This window comes from Breznakia pachnodae, from assembly GCF_030814225.1.
GTDB classification, from domain to species: Bacteria; Bacillota_I; Bacilli_A; order Erysipelotrichales; family Erysipelotrichaceae; genus Breznakia; species Breznakia pachnodae.
This window is the reverse complement of record NZ_JAUSUR010000008.1, coordinates 221185-239039: the sequence shown is the minus strand read 5'-3', so window position 1 is coordinate 239039 and position 17855 is coordinate 221185. Positions and strand designations below refer to the sequence as shown.

Sequence of the window (17855 nt, the reverse complement as noted above, 5' to 3'; positions counted from 1 at the left end):
AGGAGGAACTATGATTGCATTTATAAGAGGAACGGTTGTCAGTTATACAAGTGACAACGTAATAGTAGAAACAGGTGGAATCGGTTATCGTATTTTTATGCCAAACCCAACTGTATTAACGTTAAATGAACAGACACTTATTTATACTTACCAGCATATTCGTGAAGATGCGCAAATCTTATTTGGATTTACAAGCATGGATGAACATGATTTGTTTTTACGTTTAATTTCAGTAAAAGGAATAGGACCTAAGATTGCAATCAATGCTTTGAGTGTTGGTGGATGGAAACAGATTGTGGAAGCAATCGAAACCAATAATGCGGCTTATTTAAAGAGTTTACCTGGAATTGGTCCAAAGGCTGCATCACAGATTGTACTGGATTTAAAAGGTAAATTAGTGGATACAAAAGACACAGGAAAAATAGATAGTAACTTAAGTGATGCAATAGAAGCACTAAAAAGTTTAGGATATAAGGCAAATGAAGTGAATCCATTAGTGAAGCACTTACGCAAAGAAGAAGGAAAAAGTGTGGATGAATACATTAAGATGGCTTTGCAGTTACTAGCGAAGCAAAAAGGAGTGTAGTAGATGGAGGAAAGAATTTTATCCAGTGAAAACTTAGAACAGGATGAAGATATTAACTTACGACCTCAACGGTTGGAAGAATATATTGGACAAACTGATCTAAAAGAGAATTTTAAAATCTTTATTACTGCTGCGAAACAGCGTAATGAAGCGTTGGACCATGTGTTGCTTTATGGTCCTCCAGGATTAGGGAAAACAACGTTATCCTATATTCTGGCACATGAGATGGGAACAAACATTAAAACCGCAAGTGGACCAACCATAGAAAAAGGTGGAGATTTAGCTGCGATATTATCACAACTGGAACCTGGTGATATCTTGTTTATTGATGAAATCCATCGTTTATCAAAAGCGGTAGAAGAAATCTTGTATCCAGCAATGGAAGATTACTGCTTGGATATTGTAATTGGTAAGGAATCAGGAGTACGTAGTATTCGTCTTGATTTACCACCGTTTACATTGGTGGGAGCAACAACCAGAGCAGGTGACTTAAGTGCACCACTGCGAGATCGTTTTGGAATCGTATCACAACTGGAATACTATGAACAAAGTGATTTAGAGAAAATCGTATGGCGTACATCAAAGGTAATGGAAACCGAAATTGTTCCTGAAGCTGTACATGAGATTGCGCTTCGTTCCAGAGGAACACCACGTATTGCCAATCGTCTGTTTCGTAGAGTCCGTGATTTTGCTCAGGTAATGAACAATGGTGTAATTTCAGAGGATATCGCAAAGATGGCGTTGGATCGTCTGAAGGTTGACCACTTAGGATTGGATGATGTGGATCATAAGTACTTACGTGGAATCATTGAACGTTTCAATGGTGGACCTGTAGGGCTGGAAGCAATTGCATCAAGTATTGGGGAAGAAGCCCTTACGTTAGAAGATGTATATGAACCATATCTGCTTCAAATTGGATTCATTAATCGTACGCCAAGAGGACGTGTAGTAAGTGCGAAGGCATACCGTCACTTGAAAATTACATTTAATGAAGGATTATTTGATGATTAAAGGCACAATGTGCCTTTTTTAGTTAATATTTTAGTTTCCATGCTTTCGTGGTTTTGGTATAATAGAGAACGTGAGGTGATGAAATGGCTTTTGAAATTTCAATTGATCAGTTTGAAGGACCACTGGACTTAATGCTCCATTTGGTGAAAGAAAATAAATTGGATCTATTTGATTTAGATATGACAATCTTATGTGATCAATATCTGGCATACATCAATTCAGTGGAATCGATGCATTTAGAAGTTGCCAGTGAATTTTTAAGTGAACTTGCAGGATTGATAGAGTATAAAAGTAAACGTTTATTACCACGTGAGAAAATTGAGATTGTGGAAGAGTATGAAGAAGATCAACGCGATAAGTTGGTAAAACGATTGATTGAATATCAGAAATTCAAAGAAGCAAGTGGTCAGTTTTCTAAAAGTTATGAAGAACGTCAAAGAATGATGGAACGTCCAATCAGTAAAAAGACCGAAGAATGGATGCGTCAGGTGACGATTGAAGAATATGAGGGAAATCCTTATGATCTGATTAAAGCAATGAATCGAGTGATTCGCAGATTTGAGTTAAATAAGCCTTTGGAAACACAGATTACGATTCAGGAGATGAGTACAGAAGAAAGAGAAAAACAATTACGTGAACGCTTAAAAAAGGTAAAAGGAAAAATATCTTTTGAACAGCTTTGTGATGACTGTGACAGTTTACATATGGTAATTGTATCGTTTCTGTCAATTTTAGATTTAATCAAAACACAGGAAGTTCGCTTCAGTGTGGATAAGGATGATCAGATTTGGCTGATTACAGGAGTGGCATAATGAAACATATTATAGAAGGATTGTTGTTCCTTAGTGGTGATGAAGGAATCAGTAAAGAACAATTATTAGAGACATTGGAAATAGATGAAAAAGAATTAGAAGAAGAAATCAATAAATTAATGGATGAATACATTGATGATAAACATGGAATAGAATTGGTGCACTTTGGTGGGAAATATAAGTTTGTTACCAAAGAAGTTGTGTATGAATATGCAGAACGTTTATTCTCATCAAACAGAATGGCAACATTATCTAGTGCTGCCCTTGAAACATTGGCAATTGTTGCATACAAACAGCCAGTAACAAGAGCGGAGATTGAAGAAATTCGTGGTGTCGGTGCAGATATGATGATACGTAAGCTGCTTGCTCGTTCCTTAATTAAGGAATGTGGACGTAGTGATGCTCCTGGGAAACCTTTTTTGTATGAAGTAACTGATGAATTCATGGATTCATTTAAATTAGAGAGTCTGAAAGAGTTACCAGAGTTAGAAGATTACAGTGTAACGGTTCAAGACGAGTTGTTTGACAACCGATAGGAGAAGTATGGAACGGATACAAAAGGTAATAGCAGCCAGTGGAGTTGCATCAAGACGAAAAGCCGAAGCAATGATTGATGAAGGTCGAGTGAAGGTGAATGGTAAAGTTCTTAAGGAACAAGGATATAAAGTAAAAAGAGGAGATATCATTGAAGTTGATGGTAGAACGATTGAAAAAGAAAACAAAGTATATTATGTAATGAATAAACCAAAGAAAACAATGTGTACTAGTGATGATGAGTTTGATCGTAAGACTGTTATTTCTTTGGTGAATTCACGAGAACGTTTATTCAGTGTTGGCCGTTTGGATTATGATACAAGTGGAGTATTGATTTTAACGAATGATGGAGAATTTGCAAATATGTTGATTCATCCAAGATATCATTTGCCCAAAACTTATAATCTTACCATCAATGGAATCTTAACACCTCCACAACTAATGGAATTAAAAAGTGGAATTGTATTGGATGATGGTAAGAAAACACTACCTGCAAAGTATAAAGTAACAGAGAAGGATATTAAGAAAAATCAGATGTCTTTGGATCTTACAATTTATGAGGGTAGAAATCGTCAGATTAAACGAATGATGGAATATTTTGGTTATAATGTAACGCGTTTACATCGTAAGCAACTTGGATTTTTAAAAGTAGATGAACTGAAACAAGGTGAATATCGTATACTGAAACCTTACGAAGTAAAACAACTGCGTTTATTGGCTCAAGAAGGTCAAAACAAGTAATTGTAATACAGTTTACAAAGTTGTATACTTTAGGTAGAGGTGGTATTTATGCTGAGAAATAAAGAAATATATCAATTGGAACAACAGCTTGATTGGTTAGAAGAAAAATTGAAATATAAACGTCTGAATAAAATTGAAATGCATAAAGGACAGCCTGAAATATTGGCGTATATTTATATGCATAAAGACTGTAAGCAATATGAAATTGCCAAGTATCTAGGTATTTCCAGAGCTTCCATTGGTGTTTCAGTGAAACGAATGGAAAAACAGGGATTTATTGAAGTAGTTCCAAACAAGGAAGATGCAAGAGCAACAATGCTTCAGATTACCAAAAAAGGTGTGAAGTTACTTGTGCAGTCAGATATGGTAATGGATGAATATATTACAAAGAAGTATGATGGATTTAGTGATGATGAAATTGATCAGTACATTCGTTTACAGACAAAAATAAAGAATAACTTAAGTTCATTATATAAAAAAGATGAAAGTGATAAATAAAATTTAGTTGTTTGAAAAAGTACATCTTCGGGTGTACTTTTCTTTTATCTGCACTTTTGAGTGATGTAAATATATGGTAATATATATAAGGTAAGAATTAAAACATTATTAAAAGGAAAGAGAGTACTATGTATAGAGGTGAGTAAGATGAAAAGTAATGTATATGACAATAAACAATTTTATGATAAATATAAAGATATGGACCGCTCTAAAAAAGGATTAGAAGGTGCTGGTGAGTGGCATGTGTTAAAAGATATTCTACCATCGTTTCATGGTAAAGATGTCTTAGACTTAGGCTGTGGTTTTGGTTGGCACTGTCGTTATGCGAAACAGGAAGGTGCAAATCATGTTGTTGGTATTGATTTATCCAAAAATATGTTAGATAAAGCAGAAGAAATGTCAGTTGGTATGGGGATTACCTATATTCATCAATCAATTGATGAATATGAATATCCAAAAGCACAATATGATATTGTATTGAGTTCTTTGGCATTTCATTATCTGCCTTCATGGAGTGATATTTGTAAGAAGGTACATACTACACTGAGAAGTGGTGGTTCTTTTGTGTTCTCAGTAGAACATCCGGTGTTTACTGCTGAAGGTAGTGAACAGTGGAGCAGTGATGCTATGGAATATTGGCCAGTTGATTCTTATTTTATTGAACGACAAATTGAGACGGTATTCTTAGGTGAGAAAGTAAAGAAGTATCATCGTACCATAACTACTTATGTAATGGAGTTATTAAAACAAGGATTTGAAATTCTTCATCTTGAAGAACCGAAGCCTGCAGATGAAGCAGTAGAAACCATTGAGGGAATGAAGGATGAATTGCGACGACCAATGATGCTAATTATTCATGCAAGAAAGAAATAATATAAGGGTGATGTTATGCAACAATATTTTATTGATCAACAGATAGAAGAAATGAAACCTGTTCTATTTTCTAAAGAGCAACAGCATCATATCAAGAGAGTGTTGCGAATGCGTAATAGCGATGTAGTAAAAGTAATTGATTCAACAAGCACTCCTTATCTGGTAAAACTTACGGTTGATGAGGAAGTAACTGGAGAAGTGGTAGAAAGACTTCAAAAGAATGAAGAACCCATCAAGGTTACTTTACTACAAGGAATGATTAAGGGTGAACGCTGGGATATGCTAATTCAAAAAGCTTGTGAATTTGGTGTTGATAGTATTGTTCCAGTCGTTAGTTCACGAACAGTGGTGAAACTAAATGATAAGATTGATAAGAAACTAGAACGATATAATAAAATAGCGTTAGAAGCATGTGAACAATCCAGACGAGATCATTTAGTTGAAGTAGTTACACCAACTAAATTTCAAAATATTGAAAATTATAAAAGTGAATTAAATGTAATCGCATATGAAGATGCTGATACAAAAGGTGAATCTCTAAAGAGGCTGCTAAGTAACTATCCAGAGGTGAAAAGTGTTACCATATTAATTGGAAGTGAGGGTGGTTTTTCTCAAGAAGAGGTTGCATTTGCGATTGATAAAGGGTATTATTGTGTATCGTTAGGACACCGCATTTTTCGAGCAGAAAGTGCAGCGTGGGCAATGTTACAATCATTAATGTTTTATTACGAATAGGGGAATATTATGGAAAAGATTTATAAGTTATTACATAAGCGTTATGATAGCAATTTTTCAAAATCAACAAGAGTCAAAAATAAACGCGAAGACATGGAAAAGATGTTTAAAATTTATCGAATAGATTACAGTGAAGATAATGAACTTGACTTCTTTAATAATGAAATCATTTATCAGGGTATCTTAAATAAACGCAGATTAGAAGATGCGCACTTTGAAGGTGGAATTCTGATGCATGATTTTTATGAAACTCTTGATTATAATGAAAAACGTCGACTTATGAATTATGAAATAGAAAAAGTTAAACCAGAAGTCCCTAGTATTGTAAGTGAAGAACAAACAATTTATATTCCATTTCTTGATCGTAGAATGAATCAGATTTATGATAATGAAATGGTATTATTTGATATAAAAAAATATAATTATTATAAAGATAATTTCAAACAGATTATGATTGATTTTCATGAATATGGAAATGTGTTTTATAATGATTCATTTTGTAGTGTATCATTAATCTATGAACATGAAAATACAATGACACTATATGATCGAGCAATGAATTGTCTATATTTTGTAGTTGATTTAAAATTAGTCAATCATTTGACATTAATAAATAAAGTAGATGTTTCGGTGTTGAAAAACTTAAGTTTTGCTTTTTATAACGGACCTACTGAGGAGTTTATTGAATTACTGATTGGTTTAGCGTTAATTCGCGAAAAAGACGTAAAGAAAGTACGTAAACTTCTTAAGAAAGGAAAATAATGAATACTTTTGCTATTGCAACTTTAGGATGTAAAGTTAACACATATGAATCGGAAAGCTATGTCCAAGGCTTAACTGCTTTGGATTTTCATGAGGTTGATTTTAAGGGATGTGCAGATGTATATATTATTAATACATGTGCAGTAACTAATACAGCTGCTTCTAAATCAAGACAGAAAATCAATCAGGCGAAACGAAATAACCCAAATGCAGTTATCTGTGTGGTAGGTTGTTTTGTGCAGACAAGTCATAAACCAGAAGAGCTAGGTGCAGATATTTTAATTGGTAGTTCTCAAAAGGCAAAACTACCTGAAATAATTAAAGAGGTACTGGATGGAAAAGAAGTGAATTCTTTAGTAGAAGATATTCAGCACTTTACACATTTTGAAACCCTAACTGTTGATCAGTTTCAACACAAAACCCGTGCATTTCTAAAAATACAAGATGGATGTAATCAATACTGCAGTTACTGTATTATTCCATTTGCACGAGGTAGAGAGCGTTCTATGCCATTAATAGAAGTGGTAGAGAATGCTAAGAAACTAGTTGAACATGGACACCGTGAAATTGTATTAACGGGTATCCATACGGGTCGTTATGGTCATGATTTAGGTATTGAACTAATTGATCTGTTAAAAGAATTAGTCAGAATTGAACAATTACAGCGAATTCGTATTTCATCAATTGAGGTTACTGAATTAAGCGATGAATTAATTGAATTTATTGCTGATAATAAGAAAATTGCAAGACACTTACATATTCCCATTCAGTCAGGGAGTGATGAGATATTGAAGGCAATGAATCGTCCATATTCAATTGCATTGTTTGAAGAGAAAGTAAAAGAAATTCGTTCAAAAATACCGAACATTTCCATTAGTAGTGATATCATTATGGGGTTCCCTCAGGAAAGTGAGGAGCAGTTTAAAGAAACAATGGATACAGTAGAAAAAGTACAATTTTCGTTTCTTCATGTGTTCCCATTTTCTAAACGTGATGGAACTAGAGCAGAGAAATTATCAGGGCATTTATCAAATCAAATTAAAAAGGAACGTTGTTCAGCAGTTTCCTTTTTATCTAAAAAACATTATAATAACTATATTCACACGTTTATTGGGCAAACGGTTGAGGTATTATTTGAATACGAAAAAGATGGATATTACTATGGCCATACAAGTGAATATGTATTGACCAAAGTAAAAAGTGATAAAGATATCACAAATCAAGTATATAGTGTAATAATAGATAAGGTAGAAGAGGGTAGTTTAGTAGGGAGTTTAGGAGGAATTTCATGAGATTATCAAGTATATTCGAAGGGGCACCAAACATTGAAATAAAGGGTCTGTATACAGATTCTAGAAAGGTTAAAAAACATGGAATGTTTTTTTGTCTTGATGGAATTATTACCAATGGGCATAAATATATCAATCAGGCGATTGAGAATGGAGCGACTTGTATTGTTCATACAGAGAAACTAAAGAAATTTGTAGATGATATTGCATACATTAAAGTAGAGGATATGACCGCTACTATGAATCAGGTGATTGCGAAATTCTACAATTATCCAAGTGAAAACATGCTTGTATTTGGTGTTACGGGTACTAATGGTAAAAGTACAGTTACCAATATTATAAAAGATATTTATGATCATTTTGCTCCATGTGGATATATTGGAACAATTTCAATTGAATACAAAGATGTTAGAAGAGCACCTGACCTTACAACACCAGATCCAATTTATCTTAATGAGATACTGAGAGATATGGTGAAAGATGATGTAAAAGCAGTAGCGCTTGAAGTTAGTTCTCATGGTCTTGAACAGGGAAGAGTAGATGCAATTGATTTTGATATCGCGGTATTTACTAACTTTACATACGATCATTTAGATTTTCATGGAACAATCGAAAACTATTTTAATGCAAAAAAGAAACTGTTTCAGAACTTAAAAAGTGAAGGAATTGCTATTCTTAATATTGATGATGAAAAGTCACAAGAATTAAGAACTGCTGTTTCTGGTCGAGTGGTAACCTATGGAATCAATCAGGAATGTGATTATCAGGCAAAGAATCTAAAATTATCAATGAATGGTACAAAATTCAGTTTAGTATATGCAGATAAAGTATATCCAGTAGAAACAAATCTAATTGCAGAGTATAACATCTACAATCTGTTGGCTGCAATTGCTAGCATCGTGGAATCAGGTATTCCAATGGAAGAAGTCCTAAAATATGTGAATAATGTAAGTCAGGTAGAAGGTCGTCTTGAGATTATTGATGAAGGCCAACCATTCAATGTGATTGTTGATTTTGCTCATACACCAGATGGATTAGAAAAAATCTACGAGTTTGCGCAGTCAATTACACCAGAGGATTCAAGTGTAATTAGTGTGTTTGGCAGTGCAGGTAGAAGAGATAGCGCGAAACGAAAAACATTTGGTGAAATTGCCAGTAAATACAGTGATATGATTATTCTGACTGAAGATGATCCACGTGATGAAAGTGCAAAAGAAATTGCAGATGAAATAAAAACTGGGATTACGAATAATGTACGTTGTGTCTTTATTGAAGATCGTTATGCGGCGATTCGTCAGGCCGTTGAGCAGGCAAATGCAGATGATACTGTCCTTATTTTAGGGAAAGGTGATGAACCGTTTATGTATCGGGAAGGTGGACGTGCACCATGGATTGGTGACCACAATGCTGCTGCTGATACAATACGTAAATACTATTTAGGTATCGGAATCGACGATTAATTAAGAAAAAGGCTTATTTTATGCAATTATATTTGCATTTTGAAATAAATTTTTATATAATAACCATAGTAATTCAGAAGGGAGGGTAGAAGCCCATGCCAAAAGTAGTTGTAAAAGAAAATGAAGTTCTTGATGATGCTTTACGCCGTTTCAAACGTCAGGTATCAAGAAATGGAACCCTTGCTGAAGCACGTAAACGCGAATTTTATGTAAAACCAGGAGTTCGCCGCAAATTGAAATCTGAAGCTGCACGTAAAGCACGCAGAGGAAAATAAATATTATAGAGGAAACTTCGGTTTCCTTTTTTAATGTAAAAAAGCCACATTTAAGTGGCTTTTGCTATAGTATCTCTTCAACTTCAATTTGTTGAATTGTGAAGTTATTGTTTTCCAGTGCTTGTATTACTTGATTTGTCAGATAGGTAGGAGTAGAAGCTCCTGAACTAACTGCTATAGTAGCACCATCCTGTAGTTTTATATTAATTAAATCATTTACATCATCGATTAAATGTACATCATTTATTCCATTTTCTTTTCCAATTTGAGCTAAACGATTAGAGTTATTACTTGCTTTATCACCAACTATAACTAAGGTATCAACATTTTTTAAGTTAGCAATTGCTTCTTGACGAACTCTAGTAGCGTTACAAATTTCTTCTGAGAAGACAGCGTCAGGGTAGATACGTTTGATTTCTTTAAATAAAATATCAATATCATAAATCGACATTGTTGTCTGATTGGTTACAAATACTTTATCATAATGGGGAAGTGAATTAATATCATCAACTTTTTCAATTAGGGTTATTTGTTCATTTCCATCACAAATTGCACTTGCCTCTGGATGGTTACGTTTACCAATATACAGAATATGATAACCATCTGCTATATATTGATGAACTAGTATTTGAGTTTTTAATACATCAGGACAGGTAGCATCAACAGTAATTAATCCTTTTTCTTTAGCTATTTTTTTGATTCTTTCACTAATCCCATGTGCTGTAAAGATTACAACACCATCATCTATCTGATCGAGTAATTCTTCACGTGATTTGTTTTTATCATCTAAAGTGATGATTCCATATTGATTCAATGCTTTAATAACATAACTGTTATGGACAAGCATACCAAGTATATATATGTTTTTATCAGGATATTCTTTTGCAGTCTGTTTAGCAATCTGAACCGCTCTGACAACACCTTTACAATATCCTCTAGGGTTTACTTTTATGACATTCATTTGCTTACCTCTTTGTTTTATTATAGTAAGGAATGCTAAGAAATGCAAAAAGAAAGCAACAATAGGAAATAAAGATGTTATGTTATTAAAAAGGAATCGACGATTATTTTTGTAAATGGGCTCAAACTAAGTTATAATACATGAAGAAAGAGGTTAAGTTTATGGATTTTAACAATTATAATTTACATGATAGAACGTGCAAGTTTATAGAATTAAACCATTTTAGTGAACCAACAAAGATTCAGGAAAAAGTTATCCCGTTGGCACTAAAAGGTAAAGATATTATTGGTAAGTCTCAAACGGGAACTGGAAAGACACATGCTTTTCTAATTCCTATTTTTAACGAGATTGATACTGAAAAAGATCAGGTGCAGGCAATTATTACTGCACCTACCAGAGAACTGGCATTACAGATTTACAACAAAGCATTAGATATGCAGAAAGTTGATCGTACCATTCGCATCAAACTGATTACTGGTGGAACGGATAAGACAAAGATGAGTTCACAGTTGAGGAAACAACCACATATTGTTATTGGTACGCCAGGAAGAATGCGTGATTTATTCTTGGATGATCAAAGTTTGATGTTGCAGAATGCAGATGTTTTAGTTATTGATGAAGCAGATATGACATTAGAATATGGGTTTCTTGAAGATATTGATCAGATTTGTTCAAGAATGAAGAAAGTGCAAATGATGTCATTTTCAGCAACCATACCAGAACAGTTAAAATTATTCTTAAAGAAATATATGGTTCGCCCAGAAACAGTTGAAATTTTGGATGATAAAAAATTCAAACCAAGAATTGAACATATTCTGATTCCATGTAGACATTACTCATATGAAGATAAACTGTTGGACTTGCTACCAACGTTTAATCCATATCTGTGCTTGATTTTTGCGAACACAAGAACGGAATGTGCATCAGCAGCAAATCGTTTACGTGAAGCTGGATATGGAGTGATTGAGCTACATGGTGATTTAAGTAGTAGAGAACGTCGCAGCGCGATGAAAGATTTAGTGAATCTAAAAGAAAAATACATTGTTGCTAGTGATATTGCAGCGCGTGGTATTGATATTGATGGTGTTAGTCATGTTATTTCATTAGGATTTCCTAAAGAATTAGATTTTTATGTACACCGTTCTGGACGTACTGGTAGAGCTGGTAAAGAAGGAATCTGTTTTGCACTATATAAAGATAGTGATGAACCAAGTATCAAGCAACTGCAGATAAAAGGGATTCACTTTGAACATATGAAAATAGTTGGTCGCCAATTGGTTGATATGAAACCTATTTTCTATAAACGTAAACGTAATGATGATCTTTTAGAAAAAGAAGTTAGTAAGATTGTAAATAACAAGAAATTAAAAGTAAAGCCTGGATACAAGAAAAAGCGTAAAATTCAGGTAGAAAAATTAAAGAAAAAAGCTAAGCGAAGTATGGTTCAAACCGAAATTAAGAAGCAGGCAAAAGAAAAAGCCAAAGCACGTCAACGTGCTAAACGAGGTGAAGAATGATTATAGGTTCTCATGTTTCAATGAGTGCTCCAAACTTTGTTTATGGAAGTGTACAGGAAGCATTGTCTTATAAGTCTACAGCAATGATGATTTATAGTGGTGCACCACAAAATACAAGACGTCAGGAAATAGCAAAATTAAAAATAGAAGAAGCACAAGCATTGATGGCAGAGAATAACATTCCTATGGATCGTATGATTGTACATGCTCCTTACATTATTAATTTAGCAAATACAGTAAAACCTGAAACCTTTGAGATTGCAGTGGAGTTTCTTGCAAAAGAAATCTCTAGAGTAAATGCAATTGGAGCGAAATACTTGGTATTACATCCAGGAAGTCATGTTAAAGAAGGTGAAGATGTTGGTTTGCAACAAATCGTAAAAGGTTTGAATCTGGCAATGAAAGATATGGGTGATGTTAATATTGCTCTTGAAACAATGGCAGGTAAGGGAAGTGAACTTGGCTATACATTTGAACAGTTAAAATATATTATTGATAATACTGAAAAAAGTGATTATTTAAGAGTGTGTATGGATACTTGTCATATGAATGATGCAGGTTATGATGTAAGTAACTTTGATGCTTTATTGGATGAGTTTGATCAAGTCGTAGGATTGGACCGTCTGGTTTGTATTCATCTAAATGATTCAAAGAATATTCGTGGAGCTAAAAAAGATCGCCATGCTAACTTAGGGCATGGAGAAATAGGGTTTGAAACTTTATGTTCAATTGCTAACAACAAGCGAGTGGAACATATTGTTAAAATATTAGAAACACCATACATTGAAGGGAAACCTCCTTACAAAGAAGAAATTGAAATGCTTAGAAGCAAGAAATTTGTTGATATCGTAAAATAAAAAGAGCGCAAGCTCTTTTATTGTATACATTCATTTAAGTGAAATGCCTGATGCCTTGTTAGAGGCATTAATAGCAGTTGTCCTATAGTTTTATTCTTCCAGTAATCAAGAAGCCATATAGCGCCTTCATCTTCACTAACACTAGTACCTTTCAACCTGTTGATATCTTCATCATCAGGTTTTCTTTTTATTTCATCTAATGTTAGTGTATCAATGATTTGTTTACTTCTGTTTGCAACTAGAAGACGATACTTTAATAATTCATTAATATTAATAGAAGAATTGAATTTTTCCATATCTTCATCATTCCAGGCATTACCAGTATCACTATATGGAATATTAAGTTTTTCTTGAATATTATTTTCAAAGAATACTTGTTCACGCTTTGCGATTAATGTATTCATATTAATATCCTCAATCCTTGTAGTGTGATAAATCATAAATGCAATACTTCTTTTTGGTTCATATTTCTTCGTATATTGTTGATTCCAAATACTTGGGTTGTATTTTTCCATTAATGGAGACATCATGTTCTTATGATTTGGTTTATCGGGGAAATGGTGTGCCATTTCATGAACTTCATGAGCATGTTTTTTAATTAGTTCAATATCTTTATCTTTTAATGCTGATTTCAAATTTCGAAACGATGGATTATAGTCCTGATTTACTTTAAATTCCATATTAGAAGTCCATAATTTCTTTCTTTAAGCGCTCAATCATTTGATCTTGAGGAATACGTTCAATGATTTCACCTTTTCGAATCAATAAACCTTCATTACGACCTCCAGCAATTGCGATATCCGCATGTTTTGCTTCTCCTGGTCCATTTACTGCACATCCCATAATAGCAACAGTAACGTCTTTATTTACCGTTTGCAGGAATACTTCAATTTCATCAACAATTGGTTTGATATCAAATTGCGTTCTACCACATGTAGGACAGGCAATTAGATTTGGTACATTTTTAATTAAATTGAAACATTTTAATATTTGCTTTGCAATAATCATTTCACTTACTGGGTCCCCATTTACGGATACTCGCATTGTATCTCCAATACCTCTTTCTATTAATGTTCCTAAAGCAACACTTGATTTTATGGAAGAAGTATTAAAACTTCCTGCTTCCGTCACACCTAGATGTAGGGGGTAATCAAAGACCTCACTAGCTTTTGTATATACATCAATACATAACTGCACATCACTACTCTTAAATGATAAACAGATATCATAGAAATCCATATCTTCTAAGATTTTCACATGACGCTGAGCACTTTCAATCATTCCTTCAGCAGTTGGTTTTCCATATTTCTCATGAATATCTTTTTCTAAAGAACCACTATTGATTCCAATTCGAATTGGAATCTTTTTTTCTTTACATAGTGTCACTACTTTTTCAACATTTTCTTTAGAACCGATGTTACCAGGATTCAAACGAATCTTATCAATTCCATTTTCAATTGCAGCAATTGCCAGTTTATAGTTGAAGTGAATATCAGCAACTAAAGGAATGTTTGTATTTTCTTTAATTGTTTTAATCGCTACTGCATCATCATTATCCATCACTGATAAACGAACAGTCTCACAACCAGCTTTTTCTAAATCGAGAATCTGTTGGATAATTTTCTTTGTATTGCTTGTTTTATAACTGCACATCGATTGAATAACAATACGATTCTGTCCACCAATTGCTATATCTCTGACTTTTATTTGTCTTGTTGTTTCTCTTTTTTTCATAAAATATCTCCTGTCTCTCATTATAGCACTAAGTATTTTATTCTTCAAAACCATGTGCCATTCTTATCCTATATTCACATACTGTTCACAAAAACTTTATATACTCACTATTGCGAATTATGATATAATGACAAATGAACAATAATAGGAGGAAGGCAATGTTTTTTAACCCACTTCGAAAACGTGATCTTGATAGAAGAAGACGTTCCAGTAATATATTTAGTGCGAAAGAAGATACAGCGAAAGTCATTAATAAACGTTTACAGATTATTACAGTTGTAATCTGTGTTTTATTTGCGGTTATTGGAGTTCGTTTGGTTCAGATACAGTTGCTTAGCCAAGAAGAATATACAGAGAAATTAGAAGCTTTTACAGCGCAAAATCAGTCTTTTACTGCATCAAGAGGTGGTATTTATGATCGTAATGGCACACGACTAGCATGGAGTGAAAAAGCACTGATGATTTATTATTATCCTCCTGAAAATATTTCAAACAAAGAAGAATGGGCATTGGCAGAGAAGTTTGTTGATGTAATTGACATTAGTTTAACTAAAAAAAATAATAATGGTGCAGAGCAGGCTGCGATTACTGATCGTCAGCTGAAAGATATGCACTACTTATATGAAACACAAATGGGCGAAGAAAAAGATAGTTTCAACTCTTTATTAACAGATGAAGAATTAGCTGATTGGAAGAGTGGAAAAATGGATGATGATGAAGCATATGCATTGAAGATTGATCGTATGGATGACATTGTTGATGTTACTAAGCTTGATGATCATACTAAAAAAGTATATTTAACTAAAATGCTGATGGACCAAAGTCCTGAAAGTGAATTTAAAGTAATTATTGAGGATGCAACAGAGGAACAAACTGCAATTCTTACAGAACGACAAACAGAATTTGGTGGGTTCCAATCAATCGTTGGTTGGAAACGCGACTATTATAAAAATAATGATGATGTTATAAAATCATTATTAGGAAGTGTTTCTAGTTCTACACAAGGTTTGCCAGCAGATTTATCATCTCATTATATGGGGTTAGGCTACTCAATTAATCAAAGAGTAGGTATTTCTGGTGTAGAAAAACAATATGAAGATTTATTATCAGGAACTGATAAAGTATATAGTATATCATATGATGAAAATGGAATTGGGCAGTTGACACAAGTGCAAGATGGTAAGAACGGTTATGACTTAACGCTTACTATTGATATGGACTTGCAAAATAGAGTAAATGATAAACTTACTGAAGTTCTAGAAAGAGAAAATGGAAAAGCTGCTCGTACTTATTTTGATAGTATTTATTTTGTGGCAATGGATCCAAATACTGGTGAAGTACTTGCAATGGTAGCAGTTCAAAAAGATGATGAAGGAAAAGCAACAACCGATCCTACGCTTACATATCTTCTTTCTGAGCGTGCAGGTAGTGTTGTGAAGATGGCAACTGTGTACATGGGACTAGACCAAGGTGTTGTTAGTGCTGTAGAAAGAATTCCTGATACACCAATTCAGATTAAGGGTTCAGAAGCTTTTGCATCTTCAAGAAGTAATAATGGTAACATTACTGCTCAACAGGCAATTGCTTATTCAAGTAATGTATATATGGCACACATTGCTATTCGTCTTGCTGGTGGAGCTTATACAACTGCAAATCAGGAATTGCGTGTAGATGATGGAACATTTGAATTAATGAGAACATATTACAATATGTTTGGATTAGGTGTGAAGACTGGTATTGATTTACCTGACGAGCAAACAGGTTATGTTGGTCCAATTGAAGAGGCTGGGAAAATCATTCCTTTTTCAATCGGACAATATGACACTTATACAGCAATGCAGTTAGCGCAATATGTGGCAACAGTTGCAAATGGCGGTAATCGTATTGAACCTCATGTACTAAAATCAGTATCAGAAGTTAATTCAGATAGAAAAACGGTTTTATATGAAGTTCCAACGAAAATTTTATCAACACTCGCTGGAGATAATGTCGCAGAGAATTTAAAGGTTGTACAAGATGGAATGAGAGATTGTGTAGTTGGAGAGAGAGGAATTTGTCCTAGTACACTGGATGATACAAATACGGGAACTAAGTTGGCTGCAAAAACTGGTACTTCTGAAAATACAGTTACTGATGAAGAAACCAAAGCAGTTATAGACACTGCTACATCTTCGGTAGTAGCATATGGACCATACGAGGATGGAAAAGAACCAGAGATTGTATTCGCTTGTGTTGCACCAAATGCAAACGTTGTTACTAACGATCCTGGGGACAACCTTTGTGGGGAAATCGTAGGGGATATATCAAATTACTACTTTACTGAAAAGAATAAGTAGCAATTTAGAATTATGTATGATACAATAAGAAACGCTTAAGGAGGATTCAACATGAGAGATCGTATCACTTTAAAATGTTCAGAATGTGGTTCAGAGAACTATATAAATACAAGAAACAAGAAAACGCAAACAGAACGTATGCAGGTAAAAAAATATTGTCCAAAATGTAATGCACAAACTGAGCATAAGGAGAAAAAATAATAAAAGCCGTAGTTTAGGCTTTTTTATTTTATTATATATATGAAAGTAGAGCGTTATGTGTTAGGTAGCCTACAAGCGAATTGTTACTTAATCTGGGACAATCAACATGTAATGATTGTTGACCCTGGAGGAAGTTCCAAGAAAGTTGTAGAGCATATCAAAGAACAAGAAGGAATCGTAGATGCTATTTTGTTAACTCATGGTCATTATGATCATGTTGCAGGAGTTGAGTTTTTTAGAAAAAATTTTTCATGCCCTGTTTATATTAGTGCAGACGATGAAAAACTATTACGTGATTCCAAATTAAACTGCTCTTCGTTTGTTGAGGAAAAAGTGTTTAATTGGCCAGTTGAAACATATGATATGTCGATGACGATTGGGCCGTTTCACTTTGATGTAGAAGATGCACCAGGTCATACAAATGGCTGTGTACTACTTATTTTTGATGATTTTATCTGCAGTGGAGATGTATTATTTAAACAAAGTATTGGTCGCTGTGATTTGCCAACTGGTTCTAATACAAAGATGAATCAGTCACTTGAAAAAGTAAAGGCACTTAATCCGGACTATATTGTTTATCCCGGACATGGAGATTCGACAACCATCCAGGAAGAATTAATTAATAATCCATTTTTATAAAATGATAACCAGAAAAAAAACTGGTTATTTTTTT

20 protein-coding genes are annotated in these 17855 nt (G+C 33.8%); 17 read left to right on the top strand and 3 right to left on the bottom strand.

What is annotated here, in order from left to right; genetic code table 11:
- Window positions 1-10 precede the first annotated feature (10 nt).
- From ruvA to rpsU, 12 genes are all read left to right on the top strand, one after another.
- Window positions 11-586 carry a Holliday junction branch migration protein RuvA gene (gene ruvA / locus J2S15_RS18515; protein WP_307411338.1) on the top strand — a complete coding sequence of 192 codons (576 nt, stop codon included), beginning with the start codon at window positions 11-13 and terminating at the stop codon, window positions 584-586.
- 3 nt (window positions 587-589) lie between these two features.
- Complete coding sequence (gene ruvB / locus J2S15_RS18510; protein ID WP_307411335.1) at window positions 590-1597, top strand: Holliday junction branch migration DNA helicase RuvB; 1008 nt, start codon at window positions 590-592, stop codon at window positions 1595-1597.
- 83 nt (window positions 1598-1680) lie between these two features.
- Window positions 1681-2409 (top strand): segregation and condensation protein A, encoded by a 729-nt coding sequence (locus tag J2S15_RS18505; protein WP_307411332.1) that lies wholly within the window; start codon window positions 1681-1683, stop codon window positions 2407-2409.
- Window positions 2409-2945, top strand: a complete 537-nt coding sequence (scpB, locus tag J2S15_RS18500) for an SMC-Scp complex subunit ScpB (RefSeq protein ID WP_307411329.1) — start codon at window positions 2409-2411, stop codon at window positions 2943-2945. Before J2S15_RS18505 ends, scpB begins: the two co-directional genes overlap by 1 nt.
- A gap of 7 nt (window positions 2946-2952) precedes the next feature.
- Entirely contained in the window at window positions 2953-3684 is a 732-nt protein-coding gene (locus J2S15_RS18495) for a pseudouridine synthase (protein ID WP_307411326.1), read from the top strand.
- A 48-nt stretch (window positions 3685-3732) separates the two neighbouring features.
- Window positions 3733-4182 carry a MarR family winged helix-turn-helix transcriptional regulator gene (locus J2S15_RS18490; RefSeq protein WP_307411323.1) on the top strand — a complete coding sequence of 150 codons (450 nt, stop codon included), beginning with the start codon at window positions 3733-3735 and terminating at the stop codon, window positions 4180-4182.
- Window positions 4183-4329: 147 nt separating this feature from the next.
- Window positions 4330-5055 (top strand): class I SAM-dependent methyltransferase, encoded by a 726-nt coding sequence (locus J2S15_RS18485; RefSeq protein WP_307411320.1) that lies wholly within the window; start codon window positions 4330-4332, stop codon window positions 5053-5055.
- Between the two features lie 15 nt (window positions 5056-5070).
- Window positions 5071-5790, top strand: coding sequence for an RsmE family RNA methyltransferase (locus tag J2S15_RS18480; protein WP_307411317.1), 720 nt, complete (start codon window positions 5071-5073; stop codon window positions 5788-5790).
- A gap of 9 nt (window positions 5791-5799) precedes the next feature.
- Window positions 5800-6552 (top strand): hypothetical protein, encoded by a 753-nt coding sequence (locus J2S15_RS18475; RefSeq protein WP_307411314.1) that lies wholly within the window; start codon window positions 5800-5802, stop codon window positions 6550-6552.
- Window positions 6552-7844: a tRNA (N(6)-L-threonylcarbamoyladenosine(37)-C(2))-methylthiotransferase MtaB gene (gene mtaB, locus J2S15_RS18470; protein WP_307411312.1), complete on the top strand. Its 1293-nt coding sequence runs from the start codon at window positions 6552-6554 to the stop codon at window positions 7842-7844. The genes J2S15_RS18475 and mtaB overlap by 1 nt, the downstream gene beginning before the upstream one ends.
- A complete protein-coding gene (locus J2S15_RS18465) occupies window positions 7841-9301 on the top strand; it encodes a UDP-N-acetylmuramoyl-L-alanyl-D-glutamate--2,6-diaminopimelate ligase (protein ID WP_307411309.1) in 1461 nt (486 codons plus the stop codon). Before mtaB ends, J2S15_RS18465 begins: the two co-directional genes overlap by 4 nt.
- Before the next feature lie 95 nt (window positions 9302-9396).
- Window positions 9397-9576, top strand: coding sequence for a 30S ribosomal protein S21 (gene rpsU, locus J2S15_RS18460; RefSeq protein ID WP_008688385.1), 180 nt, complete (start codon window positions 9397-9399; stop codon window positions 9574-9576).
- 64 nt (window positions 9577-9640) lie between these two features.
- Here the strand turns inward: rpsU and ispH are convergent, their stop codons facing one another.
- On the bottom strand, window positions 9641-10537 hold the full coding sequence (ispH, locus tag J2S15_RS18455) for a 4-hydroxy-3-methylbut-2-enyl diphosphate reductase (protein ID WP_307411295.1): 897 nt from the start codon (window positions 10535-10537) through the stop codon (window positions 9641-9643).
- 161 nt (window positions 10538-10698) lie between these two features.
- Between ispH and J2S15_RS18450 the strand changes: the two genes are divergently transcribed.
- Complete coding sequence (locus J2S15_RS18450; RefSeq protein WP_307411291.1) at window positions 10699-12054, top strand: DEAD/DEAH box helicase; 1356 nt, start codon at window positions 10699-10701, stop codon at window positions 12052-12054.
- Complete coding sequence (locus J2S15_RS18445) at window positions 12051-12911, top strand: deoxyribonuclease IV (RefSeq protein ID WP_307411287.1); 861 nt, start codon at window positions 12051-12053, stop codon at window positions 12909-12911. The genes J2S15_RS18450 and J2S15_RS18445 overlap by 4 nt, the downstream gene beginning before the upstream one ends.
- Before the next feature lie 17 nt (window positions 12912-12928).
- Here J2S15_RS18445 and J2S15_RS18440 read toward each other — a convergent pair whose 3' ends face one another.
- Together J2S15_RS18440 and ispG are read right to left on the bottom strand one after the other, a co-directional pair.
- The gene (locus J2S15_RS18440; RefSeq protein ID WP_307411285.1) at window positions 12929-13591 is read right to left on the bottom strand and encodes a hypothetical protein; all 663 of its coding nucleotides are present in this window, start codon (window positions 13589-13591) and stop codon (window positions 12929-12931) included.
- 1 nt (window position 13592) lies between these two features.
- A complete protein-coding gene (ispG, locus tag J2S15_RS18435) occupies window positions 13593-14645 on the bottom strand; it encodes a flavodoxin-dependent (E)-4-hydroxy-3-methylbut-2-enyl-diphosphate synthase (protein ID WP_307411282.1) in 1053 nt (350 codons plus the stop codon).
- A 158-nt stretch (window positions 14646-14803) separates the two neighbouring features.
- On the opposite strand from ispG, the gene J2S15_RS18430 reads away from it, so the two are divergent.
- From J2S15_RS18430 to J2S15_RS18420, 3 genes are read left to right on the top strand one after another with little or no spacing between them, the layout of a single operon-like run.
- Window positions 14804-16981, top strand: a complete 2178-nt coding sequence (locus J2S15_RS18430) for a peptidoglycan D,D-transpeptidase FtsI family protein (protein WP_307411279.1) — start codon at window positions 14804-14806, stop codon at window positions 16979-16981.
- Between the two features lie 51 nt (window positions 16982-17032).
- Window positions 17033-17182 carry a 50S ribosomal protein L33 gene (gene rpmG, locus J2S15_RS18425; RefSeq protein ID WP_307411276.1) on the top strand — a complete coding sequence of 50 codons (150 nt, stop codon included), beginning with the start codon at window positions 17033-17035 and terminating at the stop codon, window positions 17180-17182.
- A 57-nt stretch (window positions 17183-17239) separates the two neighbouring features.
- Window positions 17240-17821 carry an MBL fold metallo-hydrolase gene (locus tag J2S15_RS18420; protein WP_307411273.1) on the top strand — a complete coding sequence of 194 codons (582 nt, stop codon included), beginning with the start codon at window positions 17240-17242 and terminating at the stop codon, window positions 17819-17821.
- The last annotated feature ends 34 nt before the right edge of the window (window positions 17822-17855 follow it).

What these genes read in the sequence shown, in the direction of transcription:
- ruvA (WP_307411338.1), top strand. Translation starts at nt 11, where the DNA reads ATGATTGCATTTATAAGAGGAACGGTTGTCAGTTATACAAGTGACAAC.
- ruvB (WP_307411335.1), top strand. Translation starts at nt 590, where the DNA reads ATGGAGGAAAGAATTTTATCCAGTGAAAACTTAGAACAGGATGAAGAT.
- J2S15_RS18505 (WP_307411332.1), top strand. Translation starts at nt 1,681, where the DNA reads ATGGCTTTTGAAATTTCAATTGATCAGTTTGAAGGACCACTGGACTTA.
- scpB (WP_307411329.1), top strand. Translation starts at nt 2,409, where the DNA reads ATGAAACATATTATAGAAGGATTGTTGTTCCTTAGTGGTGATGAAGGA.
- J2S15_RS18495 (WP_307411326.1), top strand. Translation starts at nt 2,953, where the DNA reads ATGGAACGGATACAAAAGGTAATAGCAGCCAGTGGAGTTGCATCAAGA.
- J2S15_RS18490 (WP_307411323.1), top strand. Translation starts at nt 3,733, where the DNA reads ATGCTGAGAAATAAAGAAATATATCAATTGGAACAACAGCTTGATTGG.
- J2S15_RS18485 (WP_307411320.1), top strand. Translation starts at nt 4,330, where the DNA reads ATGAAAAGTAATGTATATGACAATAAACAATTTTATGATAAATATAAA.
- J2S15_RS18480 (WP_307411317.1), top strand. Translation starts at nt 5,071, where the DNA reads ATGCAACAATATTTTATTGATCAACAGATAGAAGAAATGAAACCTGTT.
- J2S15_RS18475 (WP_307411314.1), top strand. Translation starts at nt 5,800, where the DNA reads ATGGAAAAGATTTATAAGTTATTACATAAGCGTTATGATAGCAATTTT.
- mtaB (WP_307411312.1), top strand. Translation starts at nt 6,552, where the DNA reads ATGAATACTTTTGCTATTGCAACTTTAGGATGTAAAGTTAACACATAT.
- J2S15_RS18465 (WP_307411309.1), top strand. Translation starts at nt 7,841, where the DNA reads ATGAGATTATCAAGTATATTCGAAGGGGCACCAAACATTGAAATAAAG.
- rpsU (WP_008688385.1), top strand. Translation starts at nt 9,397, where the DNA reads ATGCCAAAAGTAGTTGTAAAAGAAAATGAAGTTCTTGATGATGCTTTA.
- ispH (WP_307411295.1), bottom strand. Translation starts at nt 10,537, where the DNA reads ATGAATGTCATAAAAGTAAACCCTAGAGGATATTGTAAAGGTGTTGTC.
- J2S15_RS18450 (WP_307411291.1), top strand. Translation starts at nt 10,699, where the DNA reads ATGGATTTTAACAATTATAATTTACATGATAGAACGTGCAAGTTTATA.
- J2S15_RS18445 (WP_307411287.1), top strand. Translation starts at nt 12,051, where the DNA reads ATGATTATAGGTTCTCATGTTTCAATGAGTGCTCCAAACTTTGTTTAT.
- J2S15_RS18440 (WP_307411285.1), bottom strand. Translation starts at nt 13,591, where the DNA reads ATGGAATTTAAAGTAAATCAGGACTATAATCCATCGTTTCGAAATTTG.
- ispG (WP_307411282.1), bottom strand. Translation starts at nt 14,645, where the DNA reads ATGAAAAAAAGAGAAACAACAAGACAAATAAAAGTCAGAGATATAGCA.
- J2S15_RS18430 (WP_307411279.1), top strand. Translation starts at nt 14,804, where the DNA reads ATGTTTTTTAACCCACTTCGAAAACGTGATCTTGATAGAAGAAGACGT.
- rpmG (WP_307411276.1), top strand. Translation starts at nt 17,033, where the DNA reads ATGAGAGATCGTATCACTTTAAAATGTTCAGAATGTGGTTCAGAGAAC.